Raw genomic sequence first — 18388 nt, 5'->3', positions numbered from 1 at the left:
TCATGAACGCCCACGAATCCCAATTCCTCCAGCGCGGCCAGCGCGAGATCCGCGCGCCGCGCGGCACGCAGCTGCATTGCAAGAACTGGCTGATCGAAGCGGCCTACCGCATGATCCAGAACAACCTGGACCCGGACGTAGCCGAGCGTCCGCAGGACCTGGTGGTCTACGGCGGCATCGGCAAGGCCGCGCGCAACTGGGAATGCTTTGACGCCATCCTCGACAGCCTGCGCCGCCTGGGCGAGGACGAGTCGCTGCTGGTGCAGTCGGGCAAGCCGGTCGGCGTGTTCCGCACGCACCCGGACGCGCCGCGCGTGCTGATCGCCAATTCCAACCTGGTGCCGCACTGGGCCAACTGGGACAAGTTCAACGAACTCGATCGCGCCGGCCTGATGATGTACGGCCAGATGACCGCGGGCTCGTGGATCTACATCGGCACGCAGGGCATCGTGCAGGGCACCTACGAGACCTTCGTCGAAGCGGGCCGCCAGCACTACAACGGCGACCTGTCGGGCAAATGGATCCTGACCGCGGGCCTGGGCGGCATGGGTGGCGCGCAGCCGCTGGCCGGCGTGCTGGCCGGTGCGTGCGTGCTGGCGATCGAATGCCAGGAATCGCGCATCGACTTCCGCCTGCGCACGCGCTATCTCGACAAGAAAGCCACCACGCTCGACGAAGCGCTGGCGATGATCGCCGAGGCCACGCAGAAGAAGGAAGCGATCTCGGTGGGCTTGCTCGGCAATGCGGCCGACATCGTGCCGGAACTCGTCAAGCGCGCACAGGCGGGCGGCATGCGTCCGGATATCGTCACCGACCAGACCTCCGCGCATGACCTCGTCAACGGCTACCTGCCGCAAGGCTGGACTGTCGAGCAATGGGAGCAGGCGCGCCAGCAGGATCCGAAGTCGGTGGAGTCGGCCGCGCGTCCGTCGATCGTCAAGCATGTGCAGGCGATGCTCGCCTTCCAGCAGATGGGCGTGCCCACCGTGGACTACGGCAACAACATCCGCCAGGTCGCGTTCGACGAAGGCGTGAAGAATGCGTTCGACTTCCCGGGCTTCGTGCCGGCCTATATCCGTCCGCTGTTCTGCCGCGGCAAGGGGCCGTTCCGCTGGGTTGCGCTGTCTGGCGATCCCGAGGATATCTACAAGACCGATGCCAAGATGAAGGAGTTGTTCCCCGAGGACAAGGCCCTGCACCGCTGGCTCGACATGGCACATGACCGCATCGCGTTCCAGGGCCTGCCCGCACGGATCTGCTGGGTGGGGCTGGACGAGCGCCACCGCGCCGGCCTGGCGTTCAACGAGATGGTGAAGTCGGGCGAGCTGAAAGCGCCGATCGTGATCGGCCGCGACCACCTCGATTGCGGCTCCGTGGCCTCGCCCAACCGCGAGACCGAAGCGATGCGCGACGGCTCCGATGCCGTGTCCGACTGGCCACTGCTCAACGCGCTGCTGAACACCGCGGGCGGCGCAACGTGGGTCAGCCTGCACCATGGCGGCGGCGTCGGCATGGGCTTCTCGCAGCATTCGGGCGTCGTGATCGTCTGCGACGGCACCGATGCCGCGGCCAAGCGCATCGAGCGCGTGCTTTGGAACGACCCGGCCACTGGCGTGATGCGCCATGCCGATGCCGGCTATGACCTCGCCATCGACTGCGCGCGCGAGAAGGGCCTCAACCTGCCCATGGTGGACCGCGCATGACCCGCTTCGCACTCGACACCCTTTCTCCCACGCCGTGGAAGAACGGCGGCGGCACCACGCGCGAAGTCGCCGTGTGGCCACCCGATGCGGGGCTCGATGACTTTGCGTGGCGCATCAGCGTCGCCGACATCGCGGCGGACGGCCCCTTCTCGGCCTTCGCGGGCATCGAGCGGCACATCGTGCTGCTCGATGGTGCCGGCGTGCGTTTGCGCGCCGCCGACGGCAGCTTCGATCATCGCCTCGATACCGTCGGCGAACCGTTCGCGTTTTCGGGCGACGTAGCCGTGGACGCCACGCTCGTCGCCGGCACCACGCGCGACTTCAACGTGATGTCGCGCCGCGGCGTGTGCCGCGCGCACGTCCACGCCATGCGGCATGGCTTCTCGTTCAACTCGGGCGAGGACGCCGTGGCGCTGTTCGTGCTCCGGGGCGCCTGGCGCGATCCCGGCGCGAGCCTGATGGAGCCGCTGCGCGCCAACGAGGGGGTCTGGTATCCCACTGGCGTCACTGCGGCATTCCATGCGCTCGCGCCGCTCGAAGACGATTCGCTGTGCCTGTGCATCACGCTGCAAACGGAGGCCGACGAATGACCGCGCCTGTTGCTGCGGGCCTGCCCGAAGCCCGGTCCGCCGACGGCGTCTGGCACCACTGTCACCTGCTGCCCGATGCCGACCCGGACCGCGCCGTGCGCGACGGCGCGCTGGTGGTCGAGCAGGGCCGCATCGCGTGGCTCGGGCCCGAGGCCGAGCTGCCCGACGACTATCGCGGCCTGCCCCGTCACGATGCGGACGGGGCATGGGTCACGCCGGGCCTGGTCGATTGCCATACGCATCTGGTCTACGGCGGCCAGCGTGCCGATGAATTCGCCATGCGGCTGGCGGGCGCCAGCTATGAGGAGATCGCACGAGCGGGCGGCGGCATCGTGTCGTCGGTGCGTGCCACGCGTGCCGCGGATGAAGACACGCTGTTCGCGCAGGCTGCTGCGCGCCTGGCGCCGCTGCTGGCAGAAGGCGTGACGGCCATCGAGATCAAGTCCGGCTATGGCCTGGAACTGGAGGCCGAGCGCCGGCAACTGCGCGTCGCGCGCCGGCTCGGCGAAGCCTTTGGGGTGTCGGTGCACACGACCTTCCTTGGCGCGCATGCGCTGCCGCCGGAGTATGCGGGGCGTGCCGACGATTACATCGACCTGGTCTGCAACACCATGCTGCCGGCCCTCGCCGAAGAAGGACTGGTCGATGCCGTCGACGCCTTCTGTGAATCGGTTGGCTTTTCGCTGGCGCAGACTGAGCGCGTGTTTGAAGCCGCCGCCTGCCATGCCCTGCCGGTCAAGCTGCACGCGGAACAATTGAGCAACCTCGGTGGCGCCGCGCTGGCCGCGCGCCATCGCGCACTGTCGGCGGACCATCTGGAGCATCTGGACGAAGCGGGCGTGGCGGCCATGGCGGCCGCGGGCACGGTGGCGGTGCTGCTGCCGGGCGCCTACTATTTCCTGCGCGACACGAACCTGCCGCCGATCGCGCTGCTGCGCCGCCATGGCGTGCCCATGGCGATCTCCACCGACCACAATCCCGGGACCTCACCGGTGACATCGCTCCTGCTCATGATGAACATGGCCTGCACGCTGTTCCGCCTGACCGTGCCCGAGGCGCTGGCCGGCGTGACCACGCACGCGGCGCGCGCACTAGGCGCAGCCGACCGGCATGGCTTGCTCGCAATGGGACGTGCCGCGGACTTCGTGCTCTGGCGCGTCGATTCCCCGGCCGAACTGGCCTACTGGTTCGGCCGCAATCCGGCTGCTGCCGTGGTGCGTCAGGGACGCATCCATCCGGCGCCATCGCAACATGGCGGGAGGGCATGAGAGCATGAGCGAATCACGCATTTTTGCATCCCATGCATTGCTGCCCACTGGCTGGGCTCGCGACGTGCTGCTGGCATGGGACGCCGATGGCCGCCTGACCTCGGTACAGGCGGGCGCATCCGCCGCGGCCGACGTGCCGCGCGCGGCCGGTCCGGTATTGCCCGGCATGCCGAATCTGCATTCGCACGCGTTCCAGCGCGGCTTTGCCGGCCTGACCGAGTACCGCAGCGTGGCGCAGGGCGGAGATCCCGCCGGTGCCGACTCGTTCTGGAGCTGGCGCACGCAGATGTACCGCTTTGCGCTGCGCGTGTCGCCCGACACGCTCGAGGCCATCGCCACGCAGCTCTACATCGAGATGCTGCGCGCGGGCTACACCAGCGTGTGCGAGTTCCACTACGTGCACCGCGACATCGATGGCAAGCCCTATGCAGACGCGGCCGAGATGTCGCTGCGCCTGCTGCGCGCGGCTCAGCGCGCCGGCATCGGCATGACGTTGCTGCCCGTGCTGTACCAGACCGCTGGCTTCGGCAACAAGCCGCCGCTGGCTGAGCAGCGCCGCTTCCTGCACGACACCGATGCCATGCTGAAGCTGCTTGAACGGCTCGCGCCGGCCTGCAGCGAGCACGGTGCTCGTCTTGGGCTCGCCCCGCATTCGCTGCGCGCGGTGCCGCCGCAAAGCATGACGCACGCGCTGGCCGGCCTGCATGCGATCGATCCGACCGCTCCGGTGCACATCCACATCGCCGAGCAGCAGCGCGAGGTGGACGACTGTATCGCCTGGGCCGGCATCCGTCCGGTCGAATGGCTGCTCGACCACGCCGAGGTCGACGCACGCTGGTGCCTGGTGCACGCGACCCATATGGACTGGGATGAGCGCCGGCGGCTCGCGCACAGCGGCGCCGTGGCCGGCATCTGCCCGACCACCGAGGCCAACCTTGGAGATGGCGTGTTCGAGGCGGCGCCCTACATGGCGCAGCACGGCGCGTGGGGCATCGGCTCGGACAGCCATGCGAGCGTCAGCGTGGCGGAGGAGCTGCGCATGTTCGAATACGGGCAGCGGCTGGCGCTGCAGCAGCGCAATGTGCTGGCGTCGGAATCGCACCTGCAGGTCGCGGACCGCTTGTACCTGGAAGCCGTGACCGGCGGGGCGCGCGCCGCGGGGCGTGCGGTGGCGGGACTGGCAGCCGGCCAGCAGGCGGATTTCGTCGTGCTCGACGGTGCGCATCCGGCGCTTGCGGGCCTGGACGGCGCGCAGGCGCTGGCCACCCATGTCTTTGCCAACCACGGCCATGAGACACTAGCGGAGGTCCGCACGGCCGGCCGCTGCCGCGTGCAGCATGGCGCGCATCCTTTGCAGGCGGAGGCCGGCCGGCTGTTCGTGGCCGCGCGCGCGAGCCTGCTCGGCGACTGAAACCGGAAGCCGCCGCCTTGGGGCGGCGTGCTGCCAAGCCTCACACAGACCATGCCCTTTTCTACCGATACCCCCGCCTTTACCCTGCATCGCGGCACGCGTCCGCTGCTGGTATCGATGCCGCACGTCGGCACTTACCTGCCCGCAACCGTGTCGCAGCGGCTGACTGCCGAAGCGCGTACCGTAGCCGATACCGACTGGCACCTGGAACGCCTCTACGACTTCGCGCGCGCACTCGGCGCCTCGGTGCTGGCGGCCACGCATTCGCGCTATGTGGTGGACCTGAACCGTCCGCCCGACAACGCCAACCTGTATCCCGGCCAGGACACCACCGGCCTGTGCCCGGTCGACACCTTCGACAAGACGCCGCTGTACGTCAGTGGCGTGGGCCCGGACGAAGCCGAGATCGGCATGCGCCGCGATGCTGTATGGCGGCCGTACCACACCGCGCTGGCCGAAGAGCTGGCGCGCCTGCGCCAGCAGCACGGCACCGTGGCGCTGTGGGACGCGCATTCGATCCGCTCGGTCCTGCCGCGCTTCTTTGAAGGCAAGCTGCCGGACTTCAACCTGGGCACGGCCAATGGCGACAGTTGTGACCAGGCGCTTGCGGACGAACTGCTGGAGATCGCGCAGGACGTGCCCGGCCATACCGCCGTGCTGAACGGACGCTTCAAGGGCGGCTATATCACGCGCAACTACGGGCAGCCGCGTGATGGCGTGCACGCCGTGCAGCTTGAACTGGCGCAGTCCGCGTATATGAGCGAGTCGTATCCGTTCGCGTATGACGAAGCGAAGGCGTCGGCGCTGCAGCCGTCGCTGAAGCAGATGCTGGTGGCGGTGCTGGGGTTTGTGGAAGGGCGCTGAGCCGTACTTCGTGGGGACGCCTGCCCTCTCCCCCAGCCCCTCGCCCGCAGGCGGGAGAGGGTAGCAGCCCACGCCGGCTTTGGAAGCGCCACGTGCTGCGATACGCGGTTTGCTCCCCTCTCCCACTTGTGGGTGAGGGGCGGGGAAGAGGGCCAGCGCTCGCCCGAGCCAACACGCTTACAACAACGAATCCGCCAACCTGCAAAGGTTCTGCCACGTCCGCGTCCGCAACGGCCGCCGAGCCCATTTTTCCCGCGCCACCGTATCGCTGTCCGCCAGATAGCGTTGCTGAATCCGCACCATCTTTTCCACCACCTCCCGGTCATAGATCACCAGCGCCGCCTCGGCATTGAGCGCGAACGAGCGGATATCCATATTGGTTGATCCCACCATGGCCACGGTGTCGTCGATGGTCACGTGCTTGGCATGCAGGAATGCCGGCCGGTACAGGTGGATCTTCACGCCCGATTCCAGCAGCACGCCGAAATAAGCTTCCTGCGCGGCCTGCGTGAAGCGCTGGTCGATGCGCTGCGACAGCACCAGGTGCACCTCCACGCCGCGGTAGCAGGCCACGTGCAGCGCCTGCAGGAACGACTCGTCCGGCACGAAGTAGGGCGTGGTGATGACCACGCGGCGCACGGCGTTATGGATCATCGAGACCAGCACCATCTGCGCGTTCTGCGTACCGTAGCCGGGTCCGCTGGGCAGCATCTGCGCGATGCTCGGGCCTTCCGGCGACAGCGGCGGGAAATCCGCCGCGCCAAGGTCCTTGTCGCCGGTTTCGAGGTAGCGGTCCGCCAGGAACACGGCCTGCAACTGCGACACCGCCGGCCCCGTGACGCGCGCCACCAGTTCCTCGTTGGGCAGGCCCGGCATCGACTCCGCATCGACGATGTTCTGCGAGCCGATATAGCCTACGCGGCCATCGAGCACCACGATCTTGCGGTGGTTGCGCAGGTCGAAGCGCGCACTCTTGCCCTTGAGCACCGCGGACAGCGAGCCCATCGGCAGCACCGGCACCACCTGCACACCGGCGTGCCGCAATACGTCGGTGAAGGCCTTCAGGCCGCCACGCGCGCCCAGCGCGTCGAGCAGCACGCTGCAGCGCACGCCGCGGCGTGCGGCGCGCAGCACGGCGTCGGTGATCGTGCGGCCGGTGGCATCGGCGGCGTAGATGTACATGAGGATGTGCACCGACTGCACCGCGGCATCGATATCGGCCACCATTGCCGCCACGACTTCGTCGTAGCGGTCCATCAGCGTGACCGTGTTGCCGCGCATCGGCGCGAACGAGCCGACGCGCTCGATCAGGCAGGCCCCGGTCTGGCACACCCCGTCGGGCAGCGGACCTTCCGGCAGCTCGTGGCTGATGCGCTCGCGCAGCTGCTCGATGCCGCGGTTGATGCGGGCCAGCTTCACGCTGCGTGATTTTGGATAGTAGATGCGCCCGAACAGCGCATAGAGCAGCAAGCCAAGCCAGGGCAGGAAGAACACCAGCAACAGCCAGGTGCGCGCCGCCGCCGGCGCGCGGCGCTGCGGCACATAGACCAGCATGGTCAGGCGGATCGCCCACTCGGTCAGCGTGAACAGCGGGTCCGACCACAGGGCGGGGTCGGGCAGCGAAGACAGGAACGACGGAAGCAGCATGCCAGGGCTCGGGTATGGCGGCGGAGGGCGGGCGGAAATCGCCCAGACCATACCAGAGCCGGCTGCCCGCGGCCATAAGCGGGCAACCGCGGCGGGCAACCGGGGCCGGCACCTCGCGGGTGCCGGCCAGTGCGGCGCTTACTTCTTCACCACGTTCTTGTTGGCCTTGTTGCCGGTGGCCGCGTTGTATTTCTCCACATACTCCTCGAACAGCTTGCGGATCGAGCGGCCGATCTTGGCGTAGTCCGATTCGTTCAGGTTGGCCAGGGACACGCGGCCCGACGGGTGGCGCGTACCGAAGCCGCGGCCCGGCAGCAGCACCACGCCGGAATCCTCCGCCAGGCGGAACAGCAGTTCGTTCGGCTCCACCGATGCCATCACCCATTTGACGAAGTCCGGCCCCAGCGCCTTGCCGCCCAGCGCTTCAATGTCGAGCAGCGTGTAGTAGTCCACGGCGTTCGGATCGTTCGCCTCCGGCGCGATGCCGATCTCGCGGTACAGCGCCGCCTTGCGGTTGCGGATCAGGCGCTTCATGGCGGTCTTGTAGCTGTCCGGCGTGTCCATCAGCGAGAACAGCGAGAACAGCACCATCTGCACCTGCTGCGGCGTCGACAGGCCCGCGGTGTGGTTCAGCGCGACCGTGCGGCTGTCGGCCACCAGGCGGTCGATGAACTTGAGCTTGTCCGGCTCGGTCGTGATCGAGGTATAGCGCTCGTGCAGTTCCTTGCGCGCGGCCTCGGGAAGCGCGGCGATTTTCTGGTCGAAGATATTCTCGCGGTGCGTGGCGATCACGCCGAGCCGCCAGCCGGTCGCGCCGAAGTACTTCGAGAACGAGTACACCAGGATGGTGTTCTTCGGGCACATCGCGAACAGCGAGACGAAGTTGTCGGCAAAGGTGCCATACACGTCGTCGGTCAGGATGATCAGGTCCGGACGCTCCTCGATGATCGAAGCCAGGTACTCCAGGCTTTCATCGCTCATCCGCACCGAAGGCGGGTTGCTGGGGTTCACCAGGAAGAAGGCCTTGACCTTGGGGTCGCGCAGCTTGTCGAGTTCCTTGTTCGAGTACTGCCAGTTGCTGGCCGGGTCGGCGTCCACGGACAGCTCGACCAGCTTGTAGTCGTTCAGCTCGGGGATCTCGATATACGGCGTGAAAATCGGCATGCCCAGCGCGATGGTGTCGCCGGCCTTGAGCAGATGGTTCTCGCGGATCGAGTTGAACAGGTACGTCATCGCCGCAGTACCACCTTCGACGGCGAAGAGGTCGAACTCGCCGATGAACGGATGATTGCCGATCATCTCCTTGCGGATGTACTGGCCAACGATGACCTCCGACAGCTTCAGCATGCGATCCGGCACCGGGTAGCTGCAGGCCAGGATGCCTTCGCACATCTCATAAAGGAAGGCGCCGGCATTCAGGCCAAGCTGGTCGCGCACATAGGACACCGCACCCGCCAGGAACGACACGCCGGGCACATCGGCGAATTCGCGTGCGAACAGGTCGAAGCGCTCCTCGATGCCTTCGCGGCGCGGGAAGCCGCCCACGCCCTCGGGCATGTAAGAGAACGAACGCTCGGATTCGCGCATGGCGAACAGGCCAAGCTGCCAGAAGGCATGGCGCGGGACGGTGGCGAGGAAGTTCGGGTTGCCGCGGCCCGCGTTGAGCATCAGGCGGTCCGCGTCGCTGCTGGCAAGCTTGATCAGTTCGTCCTTCAGTTCAAACGGCGAGAGGCTGGCCAGCTTGGAGATATCCGGTTTGCTCATGACTTGCTCCTGTAAAGACGCTTGTCGGGTTGGCGCTGGCGGGCCGGAAGGGTAGGGCCCGCGTAGCGGTTGGGAACGCAAGGAATGCTGGCGCGACTAGACCAATCCCACAATCAGGGGGCCGAGCAGCGTCAGCAGAACGTTGGCAATGGCATACGTGATGGCGAACGGAACAGTAGGCACGGGGCTTTCCGCCTTGTCCAGCACGCCCCCAAATGCCGGGTTCGCACTGCGCGATCCCGACAGGGCCCCAGCCAGCAAGGCGGCGTTGTCGTAGCGCAGTACATAGCGGCCGAACAGCATGGTCAGGAACAGCGGCAGCAGCGTGACGACCGCGCCGAGCACGAAGATAGTGAGGCCTTGCTGCTTCAGCGTGTTGGCTGCCTGCAGGCCGGAGTTGATGCCGACGATGGCGACGAACGCGGCCAGCCCGAAATCCTTGAGCAGCTGGCAGGCCGCCGTGGGCATCGCGCCGAACATCTTGTGCTTGGACCGCGCCCAGCCGAACACCAGGCCGGACAGCAGCGCACCGCCGCCCGAGCCCAGGGTGAGCGGAATTCCGCCGACGCGCCATACCAGCAGGCCGATCAGCAGACCCACCAGAACGCCGGCACCGAAGTACACGAAATCGGTCTTCTCGCTAGGCACCAGCTCATAGCCCGCCATTTCCGACGCGCGCTTGGTGTCGGCCGGGGTGCCGTAGAGCGTGAGGATGTCGCCGTGCTGCAGCTTCAGTTCCGGCAACAACGGCAGCGGATGGTCATAGCGCTCGATATGCTCGATGTAGACGCCATGGCGCATATCGCGTCCCACCATCTCGACAATCTCGGCCACCGTCTTGTTGTTCATGCCCTTGGCGGAGAAGACTACCTTGCGCGCCTGCATGACTACGCCCATGCCTTCCGCGTCAGCCACTTCCTCACCGATCCGGGCGGCAGTCGGTATCATGGCATCGCGCCGACCTACCAGCAGGACCAGGTCGCCTTCCTTCAAGACCTCATTCTGCTTGACCTCCAGGGCCTTGCCGCCACGCTGGATCTTCTCCACGGTGACCAGGTCCTCTCCGCCAATCTCGATCTGCGAAACGGTCTTGCCGGCAGCATCGGTGACGCGGAACAGGCGGCCGGTCAGGCGCGGGAGTGCGCCACGCTGGCCCGGTCCGAACTGCGGCAACCCGCCATGCAGTTTGACCTCCATCTTCTTGGCGTCGCTTTTGAGGTCCGCCTTCATGAAGCGTGGCAGGATGTTCACGCAGACGATGATGGCGCCGAGCGACCCAAATACATAAGTCACGGCGTAGCCGATCGCGACGTTGGCCTGCAGCCGCTTCACCTCCTCGGCCGACAGGCCGAGCTTGGTGATCGCATCGCCCGCCGTGCCGATGATGGCCGACTGGGTCATGCCACCAGCCGCAAGTCCGGCGGCGATGCCCTTGTCGAGATCAAAGATCTTGGCCAGCACCACCACCGTCACCAGGCCGCACACCGCCATGAAGACCGCCATGGCGATCTCGCGCAGCGAACTGCGGTTGAGCGAGTTGAAGAACTGCGGGCCGCTTTCGTAGCCGACGGCATAGATAAAGACCGCGAACATCACGGCCTTGACGCCGTTGTCGATCTGGACGCCGAACTGGCTGATCACCACCGCGGCAAGCAGTGAGCCGGCCACGCCGCCGAGCTGAAAGCGCCCGAAGGTGATCTTGCCGATGGCATAGCCGACGGCGAGCGACAGGAATAGCGCTGACTCCGGCGATTTCTGGAAGATAGTGTGCAACCAATCCATGGTGCCCTCCTGAAGCGATCGATGCGAGTTGAGACGACGTTTTCGACTTGCTGCTGCCGGGTGTTGCAGGGACAGTCTTCTCGCGCGGCATCTGCGTGCCGCGTCTGGTCAATGCCTTGCCAGTGCTCCGGCCATGGCCACCGATATCGGGCCCAGCAGCGGCAGGAGGACATTGGAAATCGCATAAGTGATGGTGTAGCCGATCACCGGGGTGCCGTTGCCGGCCGCGGTGGTCAGCGCCATGATGGTCGGCGTGCTGCAGTGCTGCCCGGCAACGGCGCCGAGCAGGATGGGCGTGTCGAGCTTCAGCCAGCGATGACCGATGAACAGCGAGATCGCGGCTGGCACCACCGAGACGAGGATGCCCGCCACCGGCAGGATCAGGCCATATTCGCGGATGAGCTTGATCGCGTCAGGACCGGCGGAGAGGCCCACCGCGGCAATGAAGGTGGCCAGGCCGAAGTCCTTCAGGATCTCGGCGGCGGAAGAGGGCAGCGAGCCGAACAGCGGCACGCGCGCGCGCAGCCAGCCGAACATCAGGCCTGACACGAGGCAGCCGCCGCCGGTGCCGAGCGTGAGATCGGCGCGGCCGAGCTTTACGCTGAGGCTGCCGATCAGCATGCCCAGCAGCACGCCGACGCCCAGGAACACGAAGTCGGTCTTGATGGTCGGCGTGACCGTGTAGCCGAGTTCCGGCACGACGCGCTGCACTGCCTCCTGCGGGCCCGCCAGGGTCAGCACGTCGCCGCGCCTGAGTACGGTTTCGGGCAACGCGGGAACGCTGTGCTGCATGCGCGCAATGCGCTGGATATAAACGCCGCGTCCCATGCCGACATCGGCCATCTGGCGCAGGCGTGCAAGCGTGAGGCCAATGACCTCGCGCCGCGTGAGCAGGACGTCGTGCTCGCTCTGCACGGCGTCCATGTCGGGCTCTTCCGGCAATTCGGGGCCGACCAGTCCGGCGAAGGCCACCATGGCATCGCGCCGGCCAACGGCGAGCACCGCATCACCGCCGCGCAGGATCTCGTCGGGGGTCGGCCGAAACGTGTTCCCGTCGCGCCGTACACGCCGGATCGTCACGCCCAGCGCGACCAGCTTCTCGGTATCGAGCACGGTCTTGCCGGCCACGTCTTCGACGCGCAGTACGCGTCCGACCAGCAGCGGCAATGCGCTGCTCTGGCCTTGGCCCATGTCGTTCTCGCCACCGAGCTTGTGCCACAGTTTTTCGGCGGAGTCGCGCAGGTTCACGCGCAACAGCCACGGCGCGAGCTGGCTTGTGAACAGGACGATGGAAACCAGGCCGAACAGGTAGGTCACGCTGTACGCGGTGACGATATTGGTTTGCAGCACCCGTATCTGTTCTTGCGAGATGCCCAGCCGGGAAATCGCTTCGGACGCGGTGCCGATTACGGCAGACTCGGTCGCGGCGCCGGCGAGCAGGCCGGCGGCGGTACCCTGATCGAGTCTCAGCAGTGGCACGGCGACGGCCAGCAGGCCCAGCAGCACGAAGACTTCCACGAGCGAGAGCAGCCCGATGCGCCATTCGCGTCCGACATTGGCAAAGAACTGCGGCCCGCCGGTGAAGCCCAGCGCGAAGATGAAGACGGCGAACGCAACGTTCTTGACGTCGTTGTCGAGCCGCGCGCCGCTTTGCCCGATCACGAGCGAGGCGATCAGCGTGCCGCAGATGCCGCCGAGCTGGAACGGGCCGAAGCGGATCGCGCCGATCGCATGGCCGACCGCAAGCGCGAGGAACAGCGCAATTTCCGGTTGCGAGGCAAGCAGGCCTGAAAGGAATTCCATGGCGCGGCAGCGATATCCTTGGGGCGTGCGGCGTGGCGCGAAAACGTATTGCGCATTGCCGCTCAAAGCGCGCGGCCGTGCGGCCAGAACGCATCAGCATCCGCATGGGGATGCTGCGTGATGGATTATCACTGCGGGGTCGAAACCGGCGTACTGAAAGCTTTTATCGGTGATTTAAATAATTAAACGCGTCCGATTTTCGTTGCGCCGCACCACGCGGCGGACCCGGAACGCTTCACCCGGTCGGGTGCGGCGCCGCCATGGCAACGTCACGCGCTACTTCCCGCCGGCGAGCCGTGCGTCGATGTGCTTGGCGCGCTCCAGCGAGCCGGGGTGGCTGCTGAGCATGCTGGACTGTCCGCCGTCGAGTGCCGCCAGCTTGCGGAACGCGGAGGCCAGCGCCTGCCGGTTGGCGCCGTTTTTGGTGAGCAGGTCGAACGAATAATCATCGGCGGCGCTCTCCTGCCGTTGCGAGAACTGCGCATTGATGAATTGTTCGCCCAGGTCGGCGATCTGCGACGAGGTCAGCGCGGTGAGTGTCGGACTGCCCAGCGAACCGAGCAGGCCGCGCGCCGCCGACGTGCTGTACGCCACCTGCATGGCGTGCTTGGTATGCCCCAGCGCGACGTGGCCGATCTCGTGGCCCACCACGCCGCGGACTTCGTCGTCGCTCATCAGGTCCATCAGGCCGCTGTAGACGCGCACGCAGCCGTTGGCCATGGCCCAGGCATTGACGTCCTTGGTCATGTACACCTTGGCGTCGAGCGGCAGGCCGGTATTGCCCAGCCCGCTCATCACGTTGGCGAGGCGTCTGGTGTAGGGGCTGTCGGCCGCGGCAATGGTGTTTTTCTTGTCCATTTCCGCGCAGGACTGGTCGGACAAGGTCTTGACGTTGGCGTCGGTCAGCGAGGCTGCCGAGAACAGGCTGCCGCCGGCTTGCGTCATGCTGTCCATGTTCATGTTGGCGCAGCCGGCCTGCAAGGCCACGCAGACCACGGCAGGGACGGCAACTCGCGCGATTCGCGTCATGGTTCGGCTCCAGGGCGGAATTGACCAATGCATAGCATAGGAAAACCGGGAGCGAATGCGCCAGTGGAGTTTGTCCGACAAGGACGCGCGCCAGCGCGCGCGTCCTGTGACGTGGAGCGTTTTTTCAGCGGGCCTCGGGCCGTTTCGCGCACATTGCGGGGACGGCTCCCGACGCCTCAGTTTTGCGGCAGTTCGTAGGCGATGGTGCGGATGACACCACCGCTATCGGCCACCTCGCAGAGAATCCGCGCGGACCGTACCTTCAGGTTGAACGGAGGCGCGGTCAGCACGAGCCCGCTCGGTTGCGCCCCGAACAGGCGCAGGTGCGAGCCGATTGCCTTGTCGACGTTAGGCGTGAAGTTCGCGCTCTGCGGCAGGTACTCGGTCAGGATCAGCACCTTGTATGGCCCGAGTTTCGACAGCACGGTGGCGATGCGCGCATTGTCCAGGTGGTCGAGCACCTGGCGCAGGAACACGATGTCGCCCGCAGGCAGCGGATCGGTCGTGATGTCGACGCAGCGAAAGTCCACGTCGAGATCGGCGAACCTTGTCCGGTTCGACTGGATCGCCGCGTCCACGACGTCGCAGCCGACGTAGCGCCCGCAAACGGCGCGAATCCGCTTGCCGACGTTGAAGTCGCCACAGCCGAGGTCGACGACGGCCGGCTGCGACAACGCGCCCAGGTACTCGGTCACCGCCTTTACATAGGGTTCGACAATCTTGGGGTCATGGGAACTGCTGCCGCTGTAGAACCCGGACTGGTCCTCCGCCACGCCCCAGCCACCGGTCTGGTACACGTGGGTGAAAACTTCCCCAAGGGGCTTGCCTTCATACAGCGCCGTTTGCCTGCGTATGTTTCGGTCGCGGTGGAACTTCAGCACCCACGACGGCATGAATGGCTTCAGCGTTTGTTTGACGCGTTGCGCCAGTACGGAACGTGCGGGTGTGGCTGCCGTAGTCATGTTGCCTCCTGTCTGGGCTGTAGGGACTGGCTCGGATGTTTGAGCTTAGTAACAACCACAGCCAGCTTCATCCCAAAGGTTGATGACCTTTGTGCGGAAGGCCTCAGAACGACTGGATCTTTTGGGTCGTGCGCGCAGCAATGCAAGCGTACGCCGGTGCGTTCGCGGCAATGCCAGGGACAGGGGAGCACCGATCCGGAAATCCTTTGTCAATCAAAGGTTTGATCGGTATTGATGGTGCCCGGGGTCGGACTCGAACCGACACGCCTTGCGGCGGGGGATTTTGAGTCCCCTGCGTCTACCTGTTTCACCACCCGGGCAGGTGTGGGCGCCGGAGCCGGCACCGCGTTGAGCCGCGAATTATGCCGCAAATCGCCCCTTTCGACAACCTGCGGGTGCGCTCAGCGGCGCCGGCGGGCGTTGATGTGGCGGGTGCCGTCGCAATATTCAGTGGTATTGGCCCGGATATCCGCGCGTGCCGGGCCGGGGCTACGATGGCGCTTTCCCATGCACGCCGAGCCCGCCATGCCCGCACAATCGTCCCTGGCCAGCCTGGCCCGGTTGCCTTCCCAGGACCCGGCCTACTACGAGCGAGAATACAACAACCGTGCGCGCGTGCCCGACAACGCCGAGCACATGGCGCGCTGGGCGACGCTGTCGGCGCAGGTGCGCGCGCGCGGCGGCTACCAGGAGGATCTGAGCTATGCCGCACCCGGTTCGGTCCACGCGCAGGACGAGCGGCTGGACTACTTCCCGGGCGCCGGCGAGAACCCGCCGCTGCTGGTATTCGTGCATGGCGGCTATTTCCGCGCGCTGGACAAGCGCGACCACAGTTTCGTGGCCAGCGAGCTGCCGCGGCTGGGCGTATCGGTGGCGGTCGTGAACTATTCCCTGTGCCCGTCCGTGGCGGTCCCGGCGATCGTGCGCCAGGTGGTGGGCAGCGTGGCGTGGCTGTACCGGCAATCATCGCGCCTGGGCCATGACCCTGCGCGCATCTTCGTGGCCGGCCATTCGGTTGGCGGCCACCTGGTGGCCATGCTGATGGCGGCGCTGTGGCCGCAGGTCGGTCCCGACCTGCCGGACGACCTGGTCAAGGGCGGCCTGTCGGTCAGCGGCCTGTACGACCTGGAGCCGCTGCGCCGCGCCGAGTTCCTGCAGCGCGACCTGCGCCTGTCCGAGGCCGACGTCGCGCGCCTGTCGCCGGCGTTCATGCCGCCCGCGACGCATGCGCCGCTGGTGACGGCCGTGGGCGAACTGGAAGCCGCCGAGTACCACCGCCAGAACGCGTTGATCCGCGCCGCGTGGCCGGCCAATGCTGCGCAGGATGTGCCGCTGCCGGGCCGCCACCATTTCAACGTGATGGATGACCTGGCCAATCCCGACAGCACGCTGCTGCGGGCTGTCCTGACGCTGACGGGCGCCAGGACGTAGCCGGCGCGCTCAACCTTCGAGCACGCGCAGCAGGGACGAGGTATCGTCCTTGCCCCAGCCCTTTTCCATGAGCGTCTGGAGCTGGCCCGAGGTGGCTTCCATGGCCGGCAGCTTCAGGCCGATTTCCTCGGCGATGTTGCGCGCGAGCCCGAAGTCCTTGTCATGCAGCCGTGCCTCGATGCCGGCGGCGAAGTCGTGCGCGACCATCTTCGGCCCCATCATGTCGAGCATGCGGCTGCCGGCCAGGCCGGTGGACATGGCCTCGAACACGCGTGCGGTATCGACCTGCTGCGCGGACGCAAAGCGCATGGCCTCGGCGATGCCTTCGATATTGACCACCTGCGCGATCTGGTTGCACAGCTTGGCCACCTGGCCGGCACCGTGGTCGCCGATGTGGGTGATGGTCTTGCCGAGCAGCGCCAGCAGCGGGCGCACGCCTTCCAGCACTTCGGGCTTGCCGCCGACCATGATGGTCAGCGTCGCGGCCTCGGCCCCGACCGTGCCGCCCGATACGGGGCAGTCCAGCATGTCGATGCCGCCTGCGGACAGTGCGGCGGCGATTTCACGCGTGACGATGGGCGAGATGGTGCTGTGGTCGATGCAGACCGTGCCGGGAGCAGCGCCGTGGATCACGCCGTTCTCGCCGAGCAGCACCTCGCGCACGTCCTCGGACGAGGTGACGTTGGTGAACACCACGCTGGCGCCGCGTGCGGCTTCGGCGGGCGTAAAGTACGGCTCGGCGCCAAGCGCGCGCGCAGCCTCGGCGGCTTCCGGGCGGCGCACGAAGGCGCGCACCGAATGGCCTGCGGCCAAGAGGTGGCGGGTCATGTGCGAACCCATGGCGCCCAGGCCGATAAACGCGACGGTGCGCGCGGAGGATTGTGGATTGGCGGTGGTCATGCGGTGTTTCCCTTTCAGTGCGGCCGTGCCGGTCGCAATCGCTACAGGTGCTTACTCGTCGCCCGCGTAGGCGAACTTGCCGTTGCGGACGGTTCCCATCACGCGCGAACGCTGGTCGAAGCCCTGGTGGTCTTTCGCATTCATGTTCATCACGCCGTTGGGAATGGTGAGGTTCGAGGTGGTTTCAATGGCGTTGCGCAAGGCGTTGCGGAATTCACGCGTGCCCGGCTGCGCGCCGGTCTTCAGAGCGCGCCGCGATGCATCGTCGAGCAGCTGCCACGCGCCCCAGGCGTCGCCGGCGAACTGGGTCACGCTGTCGGCGCCGTACTTCGCTTCATAGCGCGTGACGAAGTCGAGCGCCACCTTGCGCACCGGGTGGCTGGCCGGCAACTGGCGCGCGACCACGACGGGGCCGGTGGGGAACAGCGTGCCTTCCACGTCCTTGCCGCCGACGCGCAGGAAATCCCACGTCGCGATGCCATGGGTCTGGTAGATCTTGCCCTTGTAGCCGCGCTCGGCCAGCGTCTTCTGCGGCAGCACCGCGGGCGTGCCCGAGCCGGCGATCAGGATGGCGTCCGGATTGGCCGACATCAGCTTGAGCACCTGCCCGGTCACGGAGGTGTCGTTGCGGCCAAAGCGTTCATTGCCGACCACTTTCAGCTTGCGCACCTCCGCCAGGCGCGAGAACTCGCGCCACCAGCTTTCGCCGTAGGTGTCGGAAAAGCCGATGAAGCCGACTGTCTTCACGCCATGGTTGCTCATGTACTCGGTCAGCACCGTGGCCATGTGCGAGTCGTTCTGCGGCATCTTGAAGGCCCAGCGCCGGCGCGCATCGGTCAGCGGCTCGATGATCGCGGCGGAGGCGGCCAGCGCCACCATGGGCGTTTCGTTCTCGGCGATGGCATCCAGCGCGGCAATCGCGTTAGGCGTGATGTTGGGGCCGACGATGACGTCGACTTTTTCCTCGGAGATCAGCTTGCGCACGTTGCGCACCGCGGCGGCCGGGTCCGAGCCGTCGTCGAGCAGCACGTAGTGAGCCTTTTGCCCGCCCAGCGTCTGGGGCCACATCAGCACGGTGTTCTTGGACGGAATGCCAATCGACGCCGCCGGGCCAGTGGTCGATACGTCAATGCCGACGCGGATGTCGGCCTGGGCGCTGTTGGCGATCAAGGTGGTAGCGGAGGCGCAGGCGATGACAAGCGCACGGCGCAGCACGTTGGGCATGGTTCTCCTC

General features: G+C 66.6%; 14 protein-coding genes and 1 tRNA gene. 6 read left to right on the top strand and 9 right to left on the bottom strand.

All coding sequences use genetic code 11. From position 1 onward, the window contains the following. Nucleotides 1–2: 2 nt before the first annotated feature. Genes hutU through hutG form a run of 5 tightly spaced genes read left to right on the top strand, consistent with a single transcriptional unit; the run spans nucleotide 3 to nucleotide 5836 of the window. Nucleotides 3–1703, top strand: coding sequence for a urocanate hydratase (gene hutU / locus ACIGJC_RS12270; protein ID WP_483709108.1), 1701 nt, complete (start codon nucleotides 3–5; stop codon nucleotides 1701–1703). After that, complete coding sequence (locus tag ACIGJC_RS12265) at nucleotides 1700–2293, top strand: HutD/Ves family protein (RefSeq protein ID WP_483709107.1); 594 nt, start codon at nucleotides 1700–1702, stop codon at nucleotides 2291–2293. Before hutU ends, ACIGJC_RS12265 begins: the two co-directional genes overlap by 4 nt. Further along, nucleotides 2290–3561 carry an imidazolonepropionase gene (gene hutI, locus ACIGJC_RS12260; RefSeq protein ID WP_483709106.1) on the top strand — a complete coding sequence of 424 codons (1272 nt, stop codon included), beginning with the start codon at nucleotides 2290–2292 and terminating at the stop codon, nucleotides 3559–3561. The genes ACIGJC_RS12265 and hutI overlap by 4 nt, the downstream gene beginning before the upstream one ends. Nucleotides 3562–3565: 4 nt before the next feature. After that, the gene (locus tag ACIGJC_RS12255; protein WP_483709105.1) at nucleotides 3566–4972 is read left to right on the top strand and encodes a formimidoylglutamate deiminase; all 1407 of its coding nucleotides are present in this window, start codon (nucleotides 3566–3568) and stop codon (nucleotides 4970–4972) included. Nucleotides 4973–5023: 51 nt separating this feature from the next. Next, nucleotides 5024–5836, top strand: coding sequence for an N-formylglutamate deformylase (gene hutG / locus ACIGJC_RS12250; RefSeq protein WP_483709104.1), 813 nt, complete (start codon nucleotides 5024–5026; stop codon nucleotides 5834–5836). A 177-nt stretch (nucleotides 5837–6013) separates the two neighbouring features. Here hutG and cls read toward each other — a convergent pair whose 3' ends face one another. The 7 genes from cls to ACIGJC_RS12215 all read right to left on the bottom strand — a co-directional run bounded on the left by cls (nucleotide 6014) and on the right by ACIGJC_RS12215 (nucleotide 15143). Beyond that, on the bottom strand, nucleotides 6014–7483 hold the full coding sequence (gene cls, locus ACIGJC_RS12245) for a cardiolipin synthase (RefSeq protein WP_483709103.1): 1470 nt from the start codon (nucleotides 7481–7483) through the stop codon (nucleotides 6014–6016). Between the two features lie 138 nt (nucleotides 7484–7621). Then, nucleotides 7622–9247 carry a bifunctional aspartate transaminase/aspartate 4-decarboxylase gene (locus tag ACIGJC_RS12240; protein WP_483709102.1) on the bottom strand — a complete coding sequence of 542 codons (1626 nt, stop codon included), beginning with the start codon at nucleotides 9245–9247 and terminating at the stop codon, nucleotides 7622–7624. Between the two features lie 96 nt (nucleotides 9248–9343). Then, complete coding sequence (aspT, locus tag ACIGJC_RS12235; protein ID WP_483709101.1) at nucleotides 9344–11029, bottom strand: aspartate-alanine antiporter; 1686 nt, start codon at nucleotides 11027–11029, stop codon at nucleotides 9344–9346. 108 nt (nucleotides 11030–11137) lie between these two features. Then, nucleotides 11138–12832, bottom strand: a complete 1695-nt coding sequence (gene aspT / locus ACIGJC_RS12230) for an aspartate-alanine antiporter (protein ID WP_483709100.1) — start codon at nucleotides 12830–12832, stop codon at nucleotides 11138–11140. A 276-nt stretch (nucleotides 12833–13108) separates the two neighbouring features. Continuing rightward, nucleotides 13109–13861: a metalloprotease LoiP gene (gene loiP / locus ACIGJC_RS12225; protein WP_483709099.1), complete on the bottom strand. Its 753-nt coding sequence runs from the start codon at nucleotides 13859–13861 to the stop codon at nucleotides 13109–13111. A gap of 176 nt (nucleotides 13862–14037) precedes the next feature. Beyond that, a complete protein-coding gene (locus ACIGJC_RS12220; RefSeq protein ID WP_483709098.1) occupies nucleotides 14038–14823 on the bottom strand; it encodes a class I SAM-dependent methyltransferase in 786 nt (261 codons plus the stop codon). A gap of 235 nt (nucleotides 14824–15058) precedes the next feature. Continuing rightward, a tRNA-Leu gene (locus ACIGJC_RS12215) sits at nucleotides 15059–15143 on the bottom strand. A gap of 205 nt (nucleotides 15144–15348) precedes the next feature. Here ACIGJC_RS12215 and ACIGJC_RS12210 point away from each other — a divergent pair. Continuing rightward, nucleotides 15349–16254, top strand: a complete 906-nt coding sequence (locus ACIGJC_RS12210; protein WP_483709096.1) for an alpha/beta hydrolase — start codon at nucleotides 15349–15351, stop codon at nucleotides 16252–16254. Between the two features lie 9 nt (nucleotides 16255–16263). On the opposite strand, the gene ACIGJC_RS12205 is transcribed toward ACIGJC_RS12210, so the two are convergent. Together ACIGJC_RS12205 and ACIGJC_RS12200 are read right to left on the bottom strand one after the other, a co-directional pair. Next, nucleotides 16264–17154: an NAD(P)-dependent oxidoreductase gene (locus ACIGJC_RS12205; RefSeq protein WP_483709095.1), complete on the bottom strand. Its 891-nt coding sequence runs from the start codon at nucleotides 17152–17154 to the stop codon at nucleotides 16264–16266. A 51-nt stretch (nucleotides 17155–17205) separates the two neighbouring features. Next, a complete protein-coding gene (locus tag ACIGJC_RS12200) occupies nucleotides 17206–18378 on the bottom strand; it encodes an ABC transporter substrate-binding protein (protein ID WP_483709094.1) in 1173 nt (390 codons plus the stop codon). Between the last annotated feature and the right edge of the window lie 10 nt (nucleotides 18379–18388).

The organism is Cupriavidus sp. C3SS-1, from assembly GCF_057073755.1.
This window is presented reverse-complemented; position numbering and strand designations above follow the sequence as displayed.

Bases quoted from the DNA above. Each gene is read 5' to 3' on its own strand.
- cls (WP_483709103.1), bottom strand. From the start codon at position 7,483: ATGCTGCTTCCGTCGTTCCTGTCTTCGCTGCCCGACCCCGCCCTGTGG.
- ACIGJC_RS12210 (WP_483709096.1), top strand. From the start codon at position 15,349: ATGCCCGCACAATCGTCCCTGGCCAGCCTGGCCCGGTTGCCTTCCCAG.
- aspT (WP_483709101.1), bottom strand. From the start codon at position 11,029: ATGGATTGGTTGCACACTATCTTCCAGAAATCGCCGGAGTCAGCGCTA.
- ACIGJC_RS12240 (WP_483709102.1), bottom strand. From the start codon at position 9,247: ATGAGCAAACCGGATATCTCCAAGCTGGCCAGCCTCTCGCCGTTTGAA.
- loiP (WP_483709099.1), bottom strand. From the start codon at position 13,861: ATGACGCGAATCGCGCGAGTTGCCGTCCCTGCCGTGGTCTGCGTGGCC.
- ACIGJC_RS12265 (WP_483709107.1), top strand. From the start codon at position 1,700: ATGACCCGCTTCGCACTCGACACCCTTTCTCCCACGCCGTGGAAGAAC.
- ACIGJC_RS12220 (WP_483709098.1), bottom strand. From the start codon at position 14,823: ATGACTACGGCAGCCACACCCGCACGTTCCGTACTGGCGCAACGCGTC.
- ACIGJC_RS12255 (WP_483709105.1), top strand. From the start codon at position 3,566: ATGAGCGAATCACGCATTTTTGCATCCCATGCATTGCTGCCCACTGGC.
- hutI (WP_483709106.1), top strand. From the start codon at position 2,290: ATGACCGCGCCTGTTGCTGCGGGCCTGCCCGAAGCCCGGTCCGCCGAC.
- hutG (WP_483709104.1), top strand. From the start codon at position 5,024: ATGCCCTTTTCTACCGATACCCCCGCCTTTACCCTGCATCGCGGCACG.
- ACIGJC_RS12205 (WP_483709095.1), bottom strand. From the start codon at position 17,154: ATGACCACCGCCAATCCACAATCCTCCGCGCGCACCGTCGCGTTTATC.
- aspT (WP_483709100.1), bottom strand. From the start codon at position 12,832: ATGGAATTCCTTTCAGGCCTGCTTGCCTCGCAACCGGAAATTGCGCTG.
- ACIGJC_RS12200 (WP_483709094.1), bottom strand. From the start codon at position 18,378: ATGCCCAACGTGCTGCGCCGTGCGCTTGTCATCGCCTGCGCCTCCGCT.
- hutU (WP_483709108.1), top strand. From the start codon at position 3: ATGAACGCCCACGAATCCCAATTCCTCCAGCGCGGCCAGCGCGAGATC.